Origin of the sequence: Maribacter algicola (genome assembly GCF_003933245.1) — a bacterium.
GTDB lineage: Bacteria > Bacteroidota > Bacteroidia > Flavobacteriales > Flavobacteriaceae > Maribacter > Maribacter algicola.
This window is the reverse complement of record NZ_QUSX01000002.1, coordinates 744,691-762,785: the sequence shown is the minus strand read 5'-3', so window position 1 is coordinate 762,785 and position 18,095 is coordinate 744,691. Positions and strand designations below refer to the sequence as shown.

The following is an 18,095-nucleotide window of genomic DNA, read 5'->3' as shown; positions in this document are numbered from 1 at the left end:
TTACATTTTGATTATCTGATAAAAAACTGCAACAAACCAATGCTTTCAATATATTTGCGTGGTATGAGAACAGTATTGTTATTTTGCCTTGTAATATTCTTTGCAGTAAAAGGATACTCCCAAATTGGTGAGGACAAGGTACTTCATTTTGTGGGCGGTAACCTTTTTGGTATGGTTGGTGCAGGTTTGGCGAACCAGATTTCGGATGGAAATAGGGCATGGACCTTTGCTGGATCTGTTGGTGGAAGTTTGCTCATAGGCTTGGCAAAAGAGGGCATCGATCAAAACCAATATGGTGGTTGGGACAATTCCGATCTATTGGCAACCGTCCTTGGTGGTGTTAGTGTAGGTGTCACCATCGATGTTTTCAAACAAAAGAAAAAAAGAAAGCGAGCGCAACTTTATAGAGAGGCCATTGGATTTAAAATTGAACATGATCATTTTCCAATGGATTCCATTTCCCCAGCTACCTCGCTTTCCGTTTTGGCAATTTCGCCAAGTGTTCTCAGCGGCGAATACTAGTATTTTGCACTTTTGCCGTTTGCTTGCGTGTTTTTTATGAATTCACGAATGTCATCATTAGCTTTTTGTAAGTCCTCCTTACGAAGGTACATCATATGACCGGAGCGATAGCCCTTAAAACTAAAGCGGTCTTTCATTCTGCCACTTGGGTCCACTTGCCACATTAGATACTTTGCATTAAAATAGGTGGTAGCGCCATCATAATAGCCTGATTGTACCAATACGTTCAAGTATGGATTTTGCGCCATGGCCTGTCTTAAATTTTCCCTCGTATTCTCATCAGAGTTGTCCCAAGGACGTACAGGGCCGAACATATTGTATTTAATATCGGTCTTGAATTTAAGCTCTTCCTGCAAGTAATAATTAATGGCAGGGGTAAAGCTATGTAGCCATGAAGTTATTTCGGAATTATAATCGGGTTGCATGCCCATTAACTGTTTGTCCATTCCCAAATACCTCGAGTCCAATCGCCCAACGGTATATCCTCCTTTTTCCTTTAAAAGATTTTTCCAAAAGAAGGATGTTGGAACGGACAAATTCTGGTCCAGAATATCTTTCGCTTCCAATCCGGAGTAATAGGCCATTTTTTCGGCAACGGCTGTTCTTTCGGTATTTGGAATAAACCCACCTTTTGCCAAGGCAGGAATCAAGGTGTTGATGGTATATTCCTCAGATTCCGGTAAAATTTCAAGTAAATCCTTGTTTTGCAATGCCGAAGGTAAAGCTTTATGATGCCATGCAGCTGCCGTATAATAAGGCAGGTTCATAGCCTCGGCAACTGGCCCCGAATTTCTAATAATCTTATAGTCTGCCGGTGAAACCAAAATCACCCCGTTCAAGTACATCCATTGTGCATTCTGCAATTCCAGGGAAAGCCCCATGACCCGGGGTCCACCGTAACTTTCCCCAATAAGGTACTTTGGCGAGCGCCATCTATTGTTTCGGGTGACAAAGGTGTTGAGCCATTCGGCTAGGTATTTTATATCGGCATTGATTCCAAAAAACTTTTTACGGTCCACTTTCTCGCCAGATTCAGGAATCGTTCTGGAATAACCAGTGTTCGCGGGATTGACATAGACCACATCGGTAACATCCAACACGGAATAAGGGTTTTCCTTAACTCCATAAGGTTGTACGGGATACCCCTCATCATCTATGTTCAGTATGCGTGGGCCGGTATAAGCCAAATGCATCCATACGGAACCGGAACCCGGTCCACCATTGAAAGAAATCAATAAGGGTCTGGCGGCACGGTCCTTTACATTGTTACGGGTGTAATAGGTATAGTGCAGGGAAGCGATCGGATCGCCATTTTCGTCCCATACAGGTTGGGTGCCCGTCTTTGCGGTGTAGTCTATGGAGGTTCCGTTGATCACTACACTGTGTTGGGTAGTTACTACAGTGTCTACTGGAAGTTCCCTGCCTTGGGCGTTGGATTGAAAATAAAATAATACAATTAGGATGGTGGGTAAAAATAATCGTTTCATATGTAGTTTGAATTAGTCTCCTAAAAATAACCATTATATAGATAATTCTATTTCTTAATCCGTTCTAAAATTCAATTTAATTCTTATTATATTTAAGAGTGTATCAAATTGATACACTATTTTAATATTCTTTTAAAATGAAAATATTTACGAGACGCGACTTTGGAATAACCCTTGGAAAGGGAATTGCCGCAAGTACCTTGTTGGGAGGCACGAGTTTGGCCTGTGGCCAAAGTACAAAAGCACTAAATAAAAAATTGGGTATCGCTTTGGTTGGGCTTGGAAGTTATAGCACATATCAATTGGCACCTTCATTGCAGGATACTGAACACTGCTACTTGGCGGGAATCGTTACTGGGACCCGTGAAAAGGAAAAAATCTGGCAAGAAAAATATGCAATACCAAAGGAGAACACCTTTAACTATGAAAATTTTGATAGTATCGCAAACAACGAAGCGATTGATATCGTTTATGTGGTACTTCCTAACAGTATGCATGCGGATTTTAGTATTCGTGCCGCGAAGGCAGGTAAACATGTAATTTGTGAGAAACCTATGGCCTTAAATGTTGCCGAATGCGATGCTATCATTGATGCCTGTAACAAAGCGGGCGTAAAGTTATCTGTTGGATATAGAATGCAATCCGACCCGTACACGAAGGAAGTAAAAAAATATGTAGCCGAAAAGACATTTGGGGATGTTCATTTTGTTTCTTCGGATGCAGGATATATTTCCAATGGGAATCCGGATCAATGGCGACTAAATAAGGAATTATCCGGTGGAGGTGCCTTGATGAACATGGGCGTTTATTCCATACAGACCAGTATTTACGGTTGTGGGTCAAACCCTTCATCGGTTTCGGCACAGGAATTTAGTACCAGACCCGATTATTTTAAGGATACGGACGAAACCATAACGGCCCAATTCGAATTTCCCAATGATGCCGTCGCCCATATGATGACCTCCCATAATGCCAATGGAAACAGGCTAAAATCACATTGCAGCAATGGTTGGTTTGAATTGGATCCTGCCCATAGCTATGGGCCCATCAGCGGTAGAACATCCAACGGAAACGTCATCAGTTTTCCACATCAAAGGCAGCAGGCTCTTCAAATGGACGATTTTGTCAAACACATACTCATGGGAACACCAAATGTGGCCCCTGGGGAAATGGGGAAGAGGGACATGATCATTGTGGAGGCTATCTACAGGTCTATTGCGGAAGGCGGAAAAAAACAAATGCTGGATTTGGGCAACATGGGCATCGTGGGCTAAAACCAACTTACAATGAATTTATAAACGGTGAATTTACATTAAATTAAAGCCCTAACATTTAGGAAAACTAATCGTAATACATTCCTAATTTTAAGGACACCTTATAACAAGGTACTCGTTATAGTTTTGGACTATTCATAACCTGAAAACTGTAACGAAAATGAAAAAATCAAAAAATGTATTGTTTAAAATCTGTGCGCTTTCCCTGCTTGGGATTGCGGCCGTTAGTTGTAATCCGGAGGACGGGCTCGATGGTATGGACGGTCGTGACGGCATCGACGGTGTTGACGGAAGGGATGGGGTAGATGGTCAGGACGGAGAGGACGGACAGGACCTTACCATTGAGGAAATGGTACCTTTGACCAGTTCTGTAGTGCCTGATGATGTTTTTGAATTGAAAGGTTCTTTTGCAAGTTCCGCCAATCTAAAAATGATTCTTTCTTCCGCTGATATCTTAGCATCGGATTCCACCTTTGTATATGGTTCTTATATGGACGGTGCCGCTTTGTATCCCTATGGAGATGGTACGTACGCATTTATCAACAATTTGGAGGCCGATTATTCCATTGCCCGAATCCGAATGAACTCGAATTTAGAGCCCATGGAAGGGGATTACATCGTCAATTCAACCGCCACTGCCTTTACAGCTATGTGTTCAGGTTCTTCGGTAACCGTTGAGGAACATGGATTTGGGCCTTTGTACCTTTCCGGCGGTGAATGGGGAGGAAACGCCAAAGGCGTCTACAAAGTAAATCCTTTTAGAGCCGTGGAAAATAGGGTAGAGGCCGAAAGACTTCCTGCTATGGGCGAGTGGTCCACGGAAAATGCCGTGGTGATCGGTAAGGATGCCTATCCGTCCCAAACCGTTGTGTTTATGGGAGATGATGATAGTAATAATACCTATCCACAAGCACATTTTGGAATGTACGTAGGTTCTAGAGGAGATTTGTATGGTGGGAAATTATATGTGTTGAGAGGGAAAAACCCTGTGGAATCCGCACCTGGTGCAGGTGGACAATTGTTTGAAATGGGAATGGCCGAAGATATCGAGTATGATGTTGAATGGGTAGAAGTTACGGAAAGGACCTTGGCCGAATTGAACCAAGAGGCCATCGATTCATCTGCGATAGGCTTTCAGCGAATTGAGGATATTGACTGGAGAAAGGGTTCTGCCCAGGCCAACAGAGAAGTTTATTTCAATGCCACCGGAAGGATACGGGGCGATAACCCAGACCTTAACTTGAGAGGGACCGGATTTGGTAGGGTATATAAATTGGAACTCAATCCAGATAATCCTACCGGTGACGCGAAATTGACCGTTGTGGTGGATGGTGATTTGGAAGGCGGAAAGGGTGATGGAATGCATTCTCCAGATAATATTTTGGTAACCGAAAACTATGCCTATATCCAAGAAGACCCCAATGGTTATGCTTCTTTGAATGCCGATATTTCCGGATTTGCAAAATTATGGCAATTGGATTTGAATACCGGTGCCTTTGTAGAGGTCATGGAGTGTAACCAGACCGTTGCGGCAGGATTAGGTTTGGGAACTACTACCGATATGTGGGAAATAACTGGTCTAATCGATGTGACCGATGTAATTGGTGCTTCCGAGCCAACCTTTATGGGCGGTGCACAGGTACATGGATGGAATTTCAGTACGACTCCTGAAACTGCTGTTCGTGCGGACGGATTGAAGTTTGTGGATCCAACGGCCATCGATGAATCCAGTGCTACCTTGGAAGGTTCCTTCCTTTTTAAAGTAACAGGCTTACCTAGATAATCGGACTTAAAAATTTTAAAAAAGGGTTTCTTCGAAAAGAAACCCTTTTATCTATTCTAAAAATCAAACGAATATGGGAATAAAAGATTTAGGATTGATTATGGGTACCACATTTGTGTTGATGATTTCATGCAAAGAGGATAAGGAACCTAAATTGTTGGCTTCAAATGACATGGAATCCGTATTTAATGAATCCATACGAGCGCATTACTTCACTACTTTGGATAGCACGGCGCAGTTTATTTCGCAAATGGACACCTTAAACTCAATAGAGGCCAATCGGGAATTATTTTTAAAGTCTAGAGAATGGTATAAGAGGGCAGAGCCCATGCTCATCGCTTATGATTATGAAAATTACCTTTCCATGAACGCACCAAACCTAGTAAAGGTAGAAATAGACGATTATCAGGATATTAAGGTGCTTCACCCGAAAAGTTTTCAAGTTTTGGAGGAACTTTTGTTTGCCGAAGAAGGCTTTTCCAACAAGGAATTAAATACCATATTGGAATACTTAAAGGTGCGCATACCTTTTGTTAGAAAGAATCATATCCTGATCAATCAAAGAGATCGACATCACCTCAAGATGATTCGTGATGCCGTGGTAAACATTGCGACCAAGGGCATTTCAGGCTTTGATTCCCCCATGTTGTCAAATTCCATGAAAGAAGCGGTATACAATTACGAAACCCTTGCCAAGGTTATCGATATTTATGAAAATGCCTTCAACGACAAATCCCTCTATGAGCATTGGAAGACCGAAATCGCCTTAACGATAAAGGATTTAAATGCTTCCGATTTTGACAGTTTTGACCGATACGCCTTTTTAAAAGATCACACCAACAAACAATTGAAATTAATCCATTTGACTGCCAGCGATTGGGGGATTTCCATGAACACGTCCCGCACTTTAAATCCTTCCGTTGCCAATCTGTTCAATAAAGACTTTTTCAATATGAAAATGTTTTCGGAACAACGGGATCCGCAAATGACCCAGGATCGTATTGAATTGGGGAGAAAACTCTTCAACGACCCCTCTTTGTCAAGTACCGGAACCATAAGCTGTGCTTCTTGTCATATAAAGGAGAAAGCCTTTTCGGACGGACGGAAAATAGCAATCGGCATTAACAATAAAGAGCTTCAACGAAACACCCCTACGTTAAGTTACGCAGCCTATCAAACCTCGTTCTTTTACGATGGTCGTTCGGATGGTCTCGAGGATCAAATCGTAAACGTAGCGAACAATGAGGACGAGTTTCATATCGATTTAAAACTTTTGGAGCAAAAAGTTCAAGCGAATGCCGATTATAAGGTTCAGTTCGATTCGTTGTACAAGGGTACCATTTCCGACCTGAATGTACGTAACGCCATTGCGACGTACATACGAAGCTTGGCTCCTTTCGATTCCAAATTTGACAGAAATATGCAGGATTTGGAAGCATCACTTACGGACGAGGAAATAGAAGGTTTCAATCTTTTTATGGGCAAGGCTGCATGCGCCACATGTCATTTCCCCCCGGCTTTCAATGGTACGGTTCCTCCCAAATACATGGAAACCGAATTTGAAAATTTAGGGGTACCAAAAACCGATGATTTTGACCACCCGGAATTGGATGAGGATATGGGACAATATTTTCCATATAAGGTGGCAGAGAAACGTAATTTTTTTAAAACATCTACCGTACGAAATAGTGAAGTGACCGCGCCCTACATGCATAATGGCGTGTACGACAACCTGGAAGATGTCATTACTTTTTATAATGTGGGCGGCGGTCAGGGAATGGGACTTGATGTTCCCAATCAGACCCTTCCTCCTGATTCCCAGGGGTTGACGGACAACGAATCAAAGGCCATTATCGCATTCTTAAAAACCCTGACCGATAAGGAATTTGAAAGCCTGAACTAAAACTTTTCAAACACACCCAAACCAAAAAGAGCGAAATCATATTTTACGGGGTCGGTAGGATCCAACTTTCTTAGATTCCTGTCCAGTTCCTCCAAGGCCTTGGCATCATTCTGTTTGCGTTTGAGTACTTGAAGTTTCCGGGCCACATTGCCGGAATGTACGTCCAAAGGGCAGGACAATTTAGAGGCCGGGATACCTTTCCACAGCCCAAAATCGACATGGGTATTGGCACTACGTACCATCCAACGTAGGTACATATTGATACGTTTTGCCGCTGAACCTTTCAAGGGGTCGGACACATGTTTTGCCGTACGTCTCTCAAACGGGAGTTCAAAGAAGTGTTCTTTAAAAACTGAAATGGTGGGTTGCAAAGAGGTTTTACCCTGATTTTGGGTAAAAATCCCTTCGAGCCCATTGTAGTTGTTAAAGATGTGCTTGAGGCTCCTAATAAAGTAAGAAAGGTCAGTGCCATTGAAGGTCCTATGGACAAAGTCTTGCATAGTTTCCAGATCCGCTTCTGTGTGGTTCAGCACGAAGTCATGAGGGCTATCGTCCAAAAGATGCATCATCTTTTGGGCATTGTTTATTATACTTTTGCGATTTCCCCAAGCAATGGTCGCCGTTAAAAAACCACTGATCTCTATGTCCTCCTTTTTGTTATACCGATGGGGGATTTGAATGGGATCGGATTCCAAAAACTTGGGATTGTTATATTCGATGACCTTTTGGTCTAAAAACTCTTTTAGTTCCTTTTTGTTCATTACATAGGGATATCTAAGAGTTTGAACACAAAAATGGGACCGACAAGAATTAAGTTATATAGTGCATGCAAGAGGATGGAATATAATAGCCCGAATTTCACCCTAGTGAACCCAAGTAACAATCCCGCAGCCAATTGGGGTGCCACTAGAATGGGCGATAGCAACAGATTTTGTGGACTCATCTCGTAATTTGAGATATGCAGAAAACCAAATCCGGCCGTCAGGACATAAAAGGCAATCGGGAAAAATTTTGATTGTCTGAACCAAACCATAGGTCCCCGGAACAGTAATTCCTCTATAAGAGGCGCACCGATCACAGCGAACAGTAAAAGGTAGATTATGGGGTAGTTTTCAAGAAAATCGTCCATGGCATGTTTCCCTAGCTCAAGGCCAAAGATGGACTCCATTAAACCAATAAGGAGGCTCAGAACCACACTGAGGGAAATGGCAAGTATTGCCAATTTGACAATATATATGAGTTTCCTATGTATACTCGTGGAAGCCTCTTCTTTGTAAACCGGTTTTTTTAAAAACAGAACAATCTCCTCTAGCATGGTTTCAGGAAAGTATGACCTCTTTATCAATAATTTTACCATCGACCATGGTCAATTTTCTATCGGCCATTTCTGCGAGTTCCTCGTTGTGGGTGACAATTACAAATGTCTGCCCGAATTTTTCGCGAAGTTCAAAAAACAAATTGTGAAGATTGTCGGCACTTTCAGAGTCCAAGTTTCCGCTGGGTTCATCGGCAAAAATGATAGAGGGATTATTTATCAGTGCGCGGGCCACTGCCACTCTTTGCTGTTCTCCACCGGAAAGTTCTGAGGGCTTATGGTCATAGCGATGGGATAGTCCTAAAAAATCAAGCAGCTCCTTGGCTTTTTTTTCGGCCTCCCCTTTGGGCATCTTTTTTATGAATGCAGGTAGACATACATTTTCCACCGCCGTAAACTCCGGCAATAGTTGATGGAATTGAAAAATAAAACCAATGTGCTCATTTCTAAACTTGGCCAACTCCTTGTCAGATAATTTGGTCGTCTCCGTTCCGTTTACAAATAACGTCCCGTCATTGGTATTTGAAAGGACATCCAAAGTGCCCAGAATTTGTAAAAGTGTCGTCTTTCCAGCACCCGAAGCACCAACAATGGAAACGATTTCCCCTTGTTTTATGTGGAGGTCAACACCCTTCAGTACTTCCAATTCCCCATAATATTTATGGATGTTTGTGGCTTTGATCATATCATGGTTTAATGAACTGGTGAAATTAAAGAATGGGGTTCAGATAAAAAAATCCATGAGTCCTTTCTACTGCTATTGGAATTTTGATTGCTTCGACGGATGATTTATTTGATTGTTGATTTCGAATTTTAACGATATATTGGCTTGTATTGAAAACACAATGAATATTTTTGTTCAATAAAATATTCACTTACTTAAACAAAATAAATGGCTCCATACAGAAATTTAGAGGAATACAATATGGAAATAACCGATGGAATCAAAGAAAAATTTGCATCGGTCATTGATGAAATAGGGGAGGACAAAAGCAGGGAAGGACTTTTAAAAACCCCGGAAAGAGCGGCAAAAGCCATGTTATTCTTGACCCAAGGCTATAAACAGGACGCAGAGGAAATCTTGAGAGGGGCCATGTTCAAGGAAGATTATGATGATATGGTCATCATAAAGGATATTGAGCTATATTCCTTGTGCGAGCATCATATGTTACCATTTTTTGGCAAGGCACACGTTGCCTATATACCAAACGGACATATAGTTGGACTTAGTAAAATCCCTAGAATCGTGGATGTATTTGCACGCAGATTACAGGTGCAGGAACGTCTGACCCATGATATTTTGGAATGCATCAATAATACCTTACAGCCAAAAGGTGTTGCCGTGGTAATCGAGGCTTCCCATATGTGTATGATGATGCGAGGGGTGCAAAAACAGAATTCCGTAACCACAACCTCTGGTTTTAGAGGGCAATTTGAAAAAATAGAGACCCGAAACGAGTTCTTGAAATTGATAAGCTCAGATTTGTCTTAATTGGACATCCTTGGTAGTTCTTCCCACGATTGCCCTATTCCTTATTTTGGTAGCGTCATTCGTGGGGAGTAAAAAAAAGGATTTATAAAATTGACTCTTGAAGTTGCCTGAGGTTCCCTTGGTAAATGTTTTGAAACGGATATTCAATTTTCTTTCAGTATTTTGGCATTGTTATTGTTCTTTTGAGTAGGTTTTTTAAATTTATAACATGTCAAAAACTACTGATAAAAAATATAGGCAATTGTTCCTGGGATTGCTGTTCGACGCTATAGGAATGCTGTCCTTTGCCATACCCTTCGTAGGTGAGTTTTCCGATATTATTTGGGCCCCATTGTCCGGTTGGTTGATGACTCGAATGTACAAGGGAAAAATTGGTCAGGCCGCAGGTATAATAACCTTTATTGAAGAAATCATTCCAGGTTTGGACGTAATACCAACGTTTACCATCATGTGGTTTTATACCTACGTATTCAAGTCTGCCAAGAAACAAAAAACGATAGAGGCATAATTTCTTCCTAATTTTCAAAAGATGTAACTTTAGGAGCAAATCCAATCATCTTGAAAAGAAGAAATTTTGTCAAAAAAGCGGGTCTAGGTGGCCTTTCCACCGTAGTATTAACCGATATCGTTTTCAGGCATTTCATGCCTCCGGATTATGTTCCATTGGCCTTTCAAGACCCAAATCCCTTTAAAATGTTCAACAAGGACCCTGAAATGGTCCTGCTCAACGATAAGCCATGGAATATGGAGGCAATGGCTCATCTTCTCAATGATGCGGTCACTCCCAACAAGTATATGTTCATTAGGAATAATGGGATTATTCCTGAGAATATTGATGCCAAAAATTGGGTTTTGACCATAGATGGCGAATCTGTTAAACAAGAGAAATCATATGCTATACAGGATTTAAAATCAAAATTCAAAAGGTATACTTATCAATTGACATTGGAATGTGGCGGAAACGGAAGAAGTGAATTCGATCCCCCCGCCAAGGGCAACCAATGGACCGTAGGGGCCGTATCCTGCGCCGAATGGACCGGCGTGAGATTGCGTGATGTGTTAGAGGATGTAGGTATAAAATCAGATGCAGTTTATATAGGATATCATGGTGCTGATATACATCTAAGCAGAAACCCCTCCAAAGAACCCATTTCAAGGGGTGTTCCCATGTTAAAGGCCCTTCAAAATGAAACCCTATTGGCTTTTGAGATGAATGGGGAAGACATTCCTTTGGCCCACGGTTTTCCCCTAAGACTGGTTGCTGGGGGTTGGCCGGCTTCCGTTTCAGGTAAGTGGATACAAAGGATCAGTGTTAGAAATAAAATCCACGATGGGGAAAAAATGGGAGGTGATTCCTATAGGGTTCCCTGTGAAACGGTGGCTCCGGGTGAAGAAGTGCCGGATGAGAATATGTGCATCATTGAATCCATGCCCGTAAAATCCTTGATAACCTATCCCAAATCAGGGGCCATCATAGAGCTAGGCTCTAATTTTCACATATCGGGACATGCTTGGGCCGGAGAACTTGAGGTTTCAGAAATGGAATTTTCCATAGACTTTGGGTCTTCTTGGCAAAAATGTTCATTAAGTCGGCCAGTTAACCGATTGGCTTGGCAACGTTTTGAAAGCAACTTAAAATTCACAAAGAAAGGGTATTATGAAGTATGGGCAAGGGCAACGGACAGTGAAGGAAATAAACAGCCTATGGTCCTTCCAGGATGGAATCCCAAAGGGTATCTTAATAATGCCTGTCATAGGATTGCCGTAAAAGTGGTATAGCCCTTTTTAAGTAAAAATGAAAAAACAGCTAACTATATATTTGTCCATTGCAGGTCTATTACTTTTGTTGATAGGCGCGATTTTTTTCTTTTTAAATGAATCGGAAATAAAGAGTACAGGTGGTACCCATTTGGTTGAAGTAGAGCCAAAAGTTGAAAACCCGGACCTTATTGTTGAAGGAGTGCATGTTAGAACGGGTTTAGTGGATGCCGTGGGCCTACAGGAGGTCATTACCAATTGTACGACCTGTCATTCCTCAAAATTGATCATTCAAAATAGAATGGGCAAGGAACAGTGGAACGCAACCATACGGTGGATGCAGGAAACACAAGGGCTTTGGGATTTGGGAGAAAATCAAAAGATTATTGTAGATTATCTCACTACAAACTATCCCACTTTTAAAAAAGGTAGGAGAGCGGCCCTAACGGACATTGAATGGTATCCCTTGGATACAAAATAATTCCAATTAGCATTTCTCAAATATCTGTTTGTTCAATGGTCAAAATGAAAAAAGTCTTTCCATTGAATAGGAAAGACTTTTTTACAACTTGAACAATTTTAATAGTATATATAGAATTTAAAATATCGACGAATTAAAGGGACGCTTTACTCCACTACCAAAGTGAAGGTTTGAACGATATCTGTTTCCCCGCCCGCATCGGCCAAAGTTCCATCATTTGGCTTTTTGGGTTCATGACGTAAGGTAATTTGTAGGGTTCCGCTCCCCGCATCACCCGTAGTCAAGGTAAAACTCAGACCGACCGGGTTTCCATCACCATCCTCGTCATCGTAATCAACACTCGTAATCGCACCTGTAGCCGTAAAAAAGAATTGATGTTCTTCATCTTCTTCTTCAACTTCCACAGTGATATCCTCCGCGGGAGTTTCCGTCTCGTTCAATAGCTCGATACTCCCATTATAGGTGGTATTTGCAACCAAGTTTCCTGAAACCGTAATTTCTGGAGGATTGGGCCCATCACCGTCCAAATCTTGGGACCTTAAAGTTACAGGGCTACCAGAAGCCGTCAATCTAACGTTCATTGTGGTTATGACCTCTTCCTCGTCAATGGGCGCTGGATTATCGTCGTCATTGTCACATGACATAAAGCCAAATGCCATAAAGCATAGGACTAGAATCGATTTGAGCGAACTGTTTTGCATTTTTAATTTAATTGTATTCATAGTTGTTTATTTTTATTAATAATGATAAATGATTCTTAGATTAATATTTCTTCCCATATCATCAACAAAATATCGTAACCTGTTCAAATAATCCCGGTAGGAAGTATTTAATAGGTTGGTTGCACCCAGCCCTAAGGTTAAATCATTATCGTTCTTAAGCGAGAAGGATGTTTCCGCGTTAAGGTCGAGTAGATGATAGGCCGGCGGTGGTGTATTGATGGCCAAAAGTACATCTTGTTGCTGTTCAGGAGAGAATACGGTAATGTTTGGGGGAAATCTTTTTTGTTCAAAAACAAATCGACTTTCCATGCCAAACGTAAAGTTATTCCATGCTGGAATTTTAAATTCAATACTATTGTTCAAGTTTGCCGCCGGAATATTTATCAATGGGATATCGGTTTTGGTATCGGTACCGCGAACCCAAGAAAATTTATGTTCCGTACGTATATTATTGTTCCAATTTTTAAAAATAGATGCGTCAAAACCAATCAATGAAGCGTTTGTTTGCCTGTATGACCAAACAGGGAAGGCGCCCCTAATGGTAAATTCTGCACCGGTTGGTTCCAAGATGATGAAATCGTTAATCCTGTTCAAATAAGGTGCAAGGGTATATCCCCATTCCAAGGAATTTCTTTCCAACGAAATCGAAATCTTTGACGATTTTTCACTCTGTATACGTAAATCTCCCAATTCAATTCTTGCAGCTGAATGATGGAGTCCGTCACTGAAGAGTTCAGATGGATTGGGCGACCTTTGGGAATAGACATAGTTCACCCTCAACAAGTTTTCGCCGTCCATTTCATAATTAAGGCCAGTACTACCGGAAAAATTGTGAAAATTGAATATTGGATTGGTAAGGAGTTGAGTTCCCAAATCCTCAATTACAATTTCTCCGAAATCCTGGTCATAGCCTCTTTCTTCCCATCTAGAGCTGCGATAAAACTTTTTGGCGTTTATCCTATTGAAATCATAGCGTAAACCTCCATCTATGGTCCAAGAATCATTTAGGTGATACTCGGCAACTCCATATGCCCCAAGATCATATTTATCATAATCTGGTATGAGCCTTCTGACACCAGTTGCAGGATTGGCAAAATTGTTTTGATACCTTCCCAAAACACCTACCTTTAGGTCAAAGCCCTCCCTTGCATCGAACTTGAGGTCCGCTAAAACGGAATGGGTAGTCAGTTGCAGGTCCAAGGATGCCTTATCCGCATCGTCACCTACCCGAATATCATATTCGAACCTACGGTTTTTCTGAAAATCATATTGTATGGTCCACTTTCCAAAACCTTCAACTCTGCGGTAGTAATTCAGTTTTGCAAGATGGTGGGAAACCTCTTGATTGGGCCTCGCAATATCATAGGTAAAGTCGTTAATGACATTTGGACGTTCATTATTGATGGATTGAATCAGGTCATCCACATTACCAATATGAGAAGCCCTAAGAATTCCAATTTCGGTATCGAAGAAGGAATAATACGCTTCCCAGCCTTGCACAAAATCTCTTTTGCCAACATTCAAAGAAATACCCATTTGACGTATCCCCGTATTGGACAACACATAATCCGGTGCTTCCAAATCACCCAAAAGCTTATAGGACCCTTGCGCTTTTACAAATAGACCGGAGTTATAGGATTTGGTAAGCATACTGGTAATATTTCCGCCACGACCATTTGAAAAGAGGTTCATTTGTGTCTTTCCAAAAAGCGTATCTTTTCTTACAATGGGCAAAGGATCTAAAACAATCACACCTCCAACGGCATCACCACCGTATTCGAGGGCAGCGGCACCTTTGATAACGCTTATCCCTTGATTGGCATTAATATCCACATTAGGCGCGTGCTCATCTCCCCATTCCATGTCCTGCATGCGTACGTTGTTGTTGAGTATTAAAATTCTACTGCCGTTCAACCCCTGTATCACAGGTTTTACAATGTTGCCCCCTGTATTCAAGGTAGATACACCTGCAATTTTCTTCAAGGCATCTCCAAGGCTGTTACCACTGCTCCGCTCAATATCCCTCAGGGATAATTGTTCCTCCTGACCAGAATTCGTGTTTTTGGGAGTATTACCTACAACCTTAACCTCTTTCAATTCTTCCAGATGATGTTCTAAAAAAACCTTTTCAAAGGTATCCCCGCTGATGGTAATTATCACAAATTTCGTGGTACACGAAGGATGCGAGACCTCCAATTCCATAACACCATTACATAGGTTTCTAAAACTGAACTTTCCATCTTCCTTGGAAATGGTAGTCCGGTCCATACCCGTAATTGAAATGATAGCTCCCGTTAGTGGACGGTTATCATGAAAATCATAGACTTCTCCCACTAAAATGGAATTACAATCCTGGGCCTTTAAACTAATGCCCATAAATACGACAAGTAGTATTAAATAATACTTCATTAAAGAGTGTTTACGCTAAATTTTGATCGATATAAACTTTACATCGATTCTAAAGGACAGAAATTAGCGCACTATTGGGGGAGGTCTCCCAAAGAGTTTGAAGTGTATAGATGGGGACGCCTGAAGTGAAGTTGTCTCCACCAAAATTTTCTTACTCACAGGAACCAGAACGACTATTGCCAAGAGAAGAACCGAAACGACCTTAAAATCAATTTTTTGATTCTGAAAGGAAAAGTAACAGGTTTCACAGTTCTCGATTTTGTCTGAACTATCCTGATGTGTGTAAATATGAAAGGATGTCACCTTGAATAGCATCAGGGTGAAAAGAGCAAAAGCTGCCAGATATGTAAATAACCTACCTCTCATAGTTACAAAACTAGTAAATGCTCCAATAATAATTGTTAAATAAAACTTAACCCTTAAACAAAAAACCCAACCCCATTCTTTTGAGCATCTTTTTTTCAAAGGTCCAAAAGAACTTAAACTGTCCAAAAATCCATCCATAGACCACCAAAAGCACTTGGTAAAATGGGAATATCAGAAGAATACGTAATGTCCAATATGCTATGGTACTCCACCAAGTTTCGGGGAAATTTTCTTGCTGGAGACCAATTAAATCTAAAAAAGGTTTGGCAACATAGACCGAAGAAGACCCGGTTATTGCAAAAACGAAGAATATAATAATGAGTTGAAGATTATTTTCTATTCCCCAACGCTGTTTTAATCTCTGCATCTGTCCATTTTTCGATCACAAAGATAAAGCCTATATCCTAGGTAAAAAAGGACCTAGTCTTTGATTATACTTGCGTTGGAAATAAATGAAATAATTGTACAGTTTATAATTCACTTCATATCCGTAATCAATTTCCGATTTATAATCGATTTGCAGCTCATATAAATTTGGATTGAACTGTCCAGGTTGTAAGACCCTTCTATTCCATTCCATGACCATAAGAATATTCCTGTTTTCCAAAAAGGATTGGGAATAATATCCTTCTGGTCTTGCAATGGAATTCAACCAGGTATAAAAACCAGGGTCAATAATTATAATTTCATACTCTGTTTCCTCGTTGGCTATTCTAACGGTGTCACCCTCAGTCGCATCAAAGGCTTTTCTTTCTTGATCAGAAATGGAAAGAACTTCTCTTGAAGCTCCACAGTGTATAAGGAAAAGGCATAGCCCTATCATTCCTACGATACTAGATGATATTTTTAAAATTTTCCTTTTCATAAAGCTTAAGGTACAAAAAAGCCGTTTGATTATTCAAACGGCTTACGTTAAATAAGGTTAAAAGGAACTATCTACCAAAGAGACCTCCCAAGAGACCACCAAGTCCGCCCTTCTTTTTATTACTGCCCATAACCATTCCCGCTACGTCGTCCAAAATGCTTCCGTCCCCATCCGCATCCAAAAGCGTTGTAATAAGACTTTGGTTTTGTTGTGGCTGACCTCCAAGCATACTTCCCAAAAGTGCATTCATTCCATTAGAATCGTTCACCCTGTTTTGGGAAGTTTCTCTTCCCAAGTAACCCATCACTATAGGAGCCGCTATTTTAAGGATTTGGCTTATAGTACCCGCATCAAGACCGGATTTTTGGCTTAGCGCATTTTCTACCTGTGGTTGTTTGCCACCAAAAACATGGCCAAGGATACCGGCCCCGTCATTAATTACGGAATCATCCACACCTCCTTGGAACAGTCCTCCCAGATTGTCCAAAATACTACCGTCGTGTTTGTTGTTCAAGGCACTCATCAAACCTTCCGCGCCATTTGGGGATTTTACATTTTTTTTCATGGCACCCAAAATAAGTGGCATGGCCATGCTAAGTACATCGGCCGTTTTATTTTCCGGTTGATTGGTCTGTCCGGCGACACCGCTAATTAATTGCTTGCCTATTGGGCTATTCAATAAGTCTAATAATCCTGCCATTTTATAGTTAATTTAATGTTCTGATGGTAATGTACAAAAAGAGTTCAAAAAAGTTGCAAAAAAACACTATTTAAAATGATAAATTATTTGTTCCGCCAACTCAATTCCTATCCTGTCCTGTGCTTCGTTTGTAGCGCCTCCAATGTGTGGTGTCAAGGATATTTTTGGATGCATTAGTATCCTAATTTCAGGTTGGGGTTCCGACTCGTACACGTCCATCCCTGCAAAGGAGACCTTATTGCTTTCCAAAGCATCCACGAGGGCAACTTCATCAATAACGCCACCTCTGGCCGCATTGATGATACCTACACCATCTTTCATCAATTCAAATTCCCTGCTGCCCAAAACGTAATTTTTCTGTGCAGGAACGTGAACGGTAATAAAGTCGGACACTTTTAACAATTGGTCCTTATCCGTTTTTTTTAGATTGAATGTCACGGATTGTCCATCAAAAAAGGAGAGGGTCAAAGAAACGTCGTCCAACAAGGGGTCAAAGAAAATTACTTTCATTCCAGCACCCAAGGCCAATTTGGCTACCGCCTGACCTATCCGGCCAAAACCTATAATGCCCAAAGTCTTACCGGCAAGCTCCTTCCCGTTTCCGTAGGTTTTTTTTAGCTGTTTGAACTTGCTATCCCCCTCTAAAGGCATATTTCTATTGGCATCGTATAAAAAACGAACGCCTCCATATAGATGGGCAAATACCAATTCCGCCACGGATAGTGAGGACGCAGATGGCGTATTTATTACTTGAATGCCCTTTTTCTGGGCATATTCCACATCTATATTGTCCATACCTACGCCACCACGGCCAATAAGCTTTAGCTTGGGACAGGCATCGATTAAGTTTCTATCCACCTTGGTGGCACTTCGAACCAAAAGACAGGTGACATCGTTCTGGTTTATATAGTTTCCTAGCTGCTCTTGGGCAACATGCGTTGTAATTACTTTAAATCCTTTATTTTCAAGAAGAGAAATACCCTTATCGGATATTCCATCGTTCGCCAATATCTTCATT

At 41.2% G+C, this 18,095-nt stretch carries 19 protein-coding genes; 8 read left to right on the top strand and 11 right to left on the bottom strand.

The window, feature by feature from the left end; translation table 11 throughout:
• Nucleotides 1-63 precede the first annotated feature (63 nt).
• Nucleotides 64-522: a hypothetical protein gene (locus tag DZC72_RS12630; protein ID WP_207891746.1), complete on the top strand. Its 459-nt coding sequence runs from the start codon at nucleotides 64-66 to the stop codon at nucleotides 520-522.
• Here DZC72_RS12630 and DZC72_RS12625 read toward each other — a convergent pair.
• Entirely contained in the window at nucleotides 519-2,009 is a 1,491-nt protein-coding gene (locus DZC72_RS12625; protein ID WP_125223277.1) for a S10 family peptidase, read from the bottom strand. The two genes, DZC72_RS12630 and DZC72_RS12625, sit on opposite strands and share 4 nt — an antisense overlap.
• Nucleotides 2,010-2,146: 137 nt before the next feature.
• Between DZC72_RS12625 and DZC72_RS12620 the strand changes: the two genes are divergently transcribed.
• The 3 genes from DZC72_RS12620 (at nucleotide 2,147) to DZC72_RS12610 (ending at nucleotide 6,969) form a co-directional block, all read left to right on the top strand.
• Nucleotides 2,147-3,283 carry a Gfo/Idh/MocA family protein gene (locus DZC72_RS12620; RefSeq protein WP_125223276.1) on the top strand — a complete coding sequence of 379 codons (1,137 nt, stop codon included), beginning with the start codon at nucleotides 2,147-2,149 and terminating at the stop codon, nucleotides 3,281-3,283.
• 160 nt (nucleotides 3,284-3,443) lie between these two features.
• Nucleotides 3,444-5,066 (top strand): alkaline phosphatase PhoX, encoded by a 1,623-nt coding sequence (locus tag DZC72_RS12615; protein WP_165869318.1) that lies wholly within the window; start codon nucleotides 3,444-3,446, stop codon nucleotides 5,064-5,066.
• Nucleotides 5,067-5,139: 73 nt separating this feature from the next.
• Nucleotides 5,140-6,969: a cytochrome-c peroxidase gene (locus DZC72_RS12610; RefSeq protein WP_125223274.1), complete on the top strand. Its 1,830-nt coding sequence runs from the start codon at nucleotides 5,140-5,142 to the stop codon at nucleotides 6,967-6,969.
• Here DZC72_RS12610 and DZC72_RS12605 read toward each other — a convergent pair.
• From DZC72_RS12605 to DZC72_RS12595, 3 genes are read right to left on the bottom strand one after another with little or no spacing between them, the layout of a single operon-like run.
• A complete protein-coding gene (locus tag DZC72_RS12605; protein ID WP_125223273.1) occupies nucleotides 6,966-7,730 on the bottom strand; it encodes a TIGR02757 family protein in 765 nt (254 codons plus the stop codon). The two genes, DZC72_RS12610 and DZC72_RS12605, sit on opposite strands and share 4 nt — an antisense overlap.
• Nucleotides 7,730-8,284 carry a CPBP family intramembrane glutamic endopeptidase gene (locus DZC72_RS12600; protein ID WP_165869317.1) on the bottom strand — a complete coding sequence of 185 codons (555 nt, stop codon included), beginning with the start codon at nucleotides 8,282-8,284 and terminating at the stop codon, nucleotides 7,730-7,732. Before DZC72_RS12600 ends, DZC72_RS12605 begins: the two co-directional genes overlap by 1 nt.
• A gap of 4 nt (nucleotides 8,285-8,288) precedes the next feature.
• Nucleotides 8,289-8,969, bottom strand: coding sequence for an ABC transporter ATP-binding protein (locus DZC72_RS12595; RefSeq protein WP_125223271.1), 681 nt, complete (start codon nucleotides 8,967-8,969; stop codon nucleotides 8,289-8,291).
• Between the two features lie 207 nt (nucleotides 8,970-9,176).
• On the opposite strand from DZC72_RS12595, the gene folE reads away from it, so the two are divergent.
• From folE to DZC72_RS12575, 4 genes are all read left to right on the top strand, one after another.
• Nucleotides 9,177-9,776: a GTP cyclohydrolase I FolE gene (gene folE, locus DZC72_RS12590; RefSeq protein WP_099546447.1), complete on the top strand. Its 600-nt coding sequence runs from the start codon at nucleotides 9,177-9,179 to the stop codon at nucleotides 9,774-9,776.
• A 208-nt stretch (nucleotides 9,777-9,984) separates the two neighbouring features.
• Complete coding sequence (locus DZC72_RS12585; protein WP_125223270.1) at nucleotides 9,985-10,284, top strand: hypothetical protein; 300 nt, start codon at nucleotides 9,985-9,987, stop codon at nucleotides 10,282-10,284.
• 50 nt (nucleotides 10,285-10,334) lie between these two features.
• The gene (locus tag DZC72_RS12580) at nucleotides 10,335-11,555 is read left to right on the top strand and encodes a sulfite oxidase (RefSeq protein ID WP_125223269.1); all 1,221 of its coding nucleotides are present in this window, start codon (nucleotides 10,335-10,337) and stop codon (nucleotides 11,553-11,555) included.
• A 16-nt stretch (nucleotides 11,556-11,571) separates the two neighbouring features.
• Nucleotides 11,572-12,015, top strand: a complete 444-nt coding sequence (locus DZC72_RS12575; RefSeq protein ID WP_125223268.1) for a monoheme cytochrome C — start codon at nucleotides 11,572-11,574, stop codon at nucleotides 12,013-12,015.
• A gap of 146 nt (nucleotides 12,016-12,161) precedes the next feature.
• Here DZC72_RS12575 and DZC72_RS12570 read toward each other — a convergent pair whose 3' ends face one another.
• The 7 genes from DZC72_RS12570 to DZC72_RS12540 form a co-directional block, all read right to left on the bottom strand.
• Nucleotides 12,162-12,737, bottom strand: a complete 576-nt coding sequence (locus DZC72_RS12570) for a type 1 periplasmic binding fold superfamily protein (protein ID WP_243641734.1) — start codon at nucleotides 12,735-12,737, stop codon at nucleotides 12,162-12,164.
• Between the two features lie 15 nt (nucleotides 12,738-12,752).
• A complete protein-coding gene (locus tag DZC72_RS12565; RefSeq protein WP_125223267.1) occupies nucleotides 12,753-15,146 on the bottom strand; it encodes a TonB-dependent receptor in 2,394 nt (797 codons plus the stop codon).
• 63 nt (nucleotides 15,147-15,209) lie between these two features.
• The gene (locus DZC72_RS12560; RefSeq protein ID WP_125223266.1) at nucleotides 15,210-15,512 is read right to left on the bottom strand and encodes a hypothetical protein; all 303 of its coding nucleotides are present in this window, start codon (nucleotides 15,510-15,512) and stop codon (nucleotides 15,210-15,212) included.
• 46 nt (nucleotides 15,513-15,558) lie between these two features.
• A complete protein-coding gene (locus DZC72_RS12555; protein ID WP_125223265.1) occupies nucleotides 15,559-15,879 on the bottom strand; it encodes a DUF6787 family protein in 321 nt (106 codons plus the stop codon).
• Nucleotides 15,880-15,909: 30 nt separating this feature from the next.
• The gene (locus DZC72_RS12550; RefSeq protein ID WP_243641733.1) at nucleotides 15,910-16,377 is read right to left on the bottom strand and encodes a DUF6146 family protein; all 468 of its coding nucleotides are present in this window, start codon (nucleotides 16,375-16,377) and stop codon (nucleotides 15,910-15,912) included.
• 67 nt (nucleotides 16,378-16,444) lie between these two features.
• Nucleotides 16,445-17,077 (bottom strand): DUF937 domain-containing protein, encoded by a 633-nt coding sequence (locus DZC72_RS12545; RefSeq protein WP_125223264.1) that lies wholly within the window; start codon nucleotides 17,075-17,077, stop codon nucleotides 16,445-16,447.
• Between the two features lie 66 nt (nucleotides 17,078-17,143).
• Nucleotides 17,144-18,094 carry a D-2-hydroxyacid dehydrogenase gene (locus DZC72_RS12540; protein WP_125223263.1) on the bottom strand — a complete coding sequence of 317 codons (951 nt, stop codon included), beginning with the start codon at nucleotides 18,092-18,094 and terminating at the stop codon, nucleotides 17,144-17,146.
• Nucleotide 18,095 lies beyond the last annotated feature (1 nt).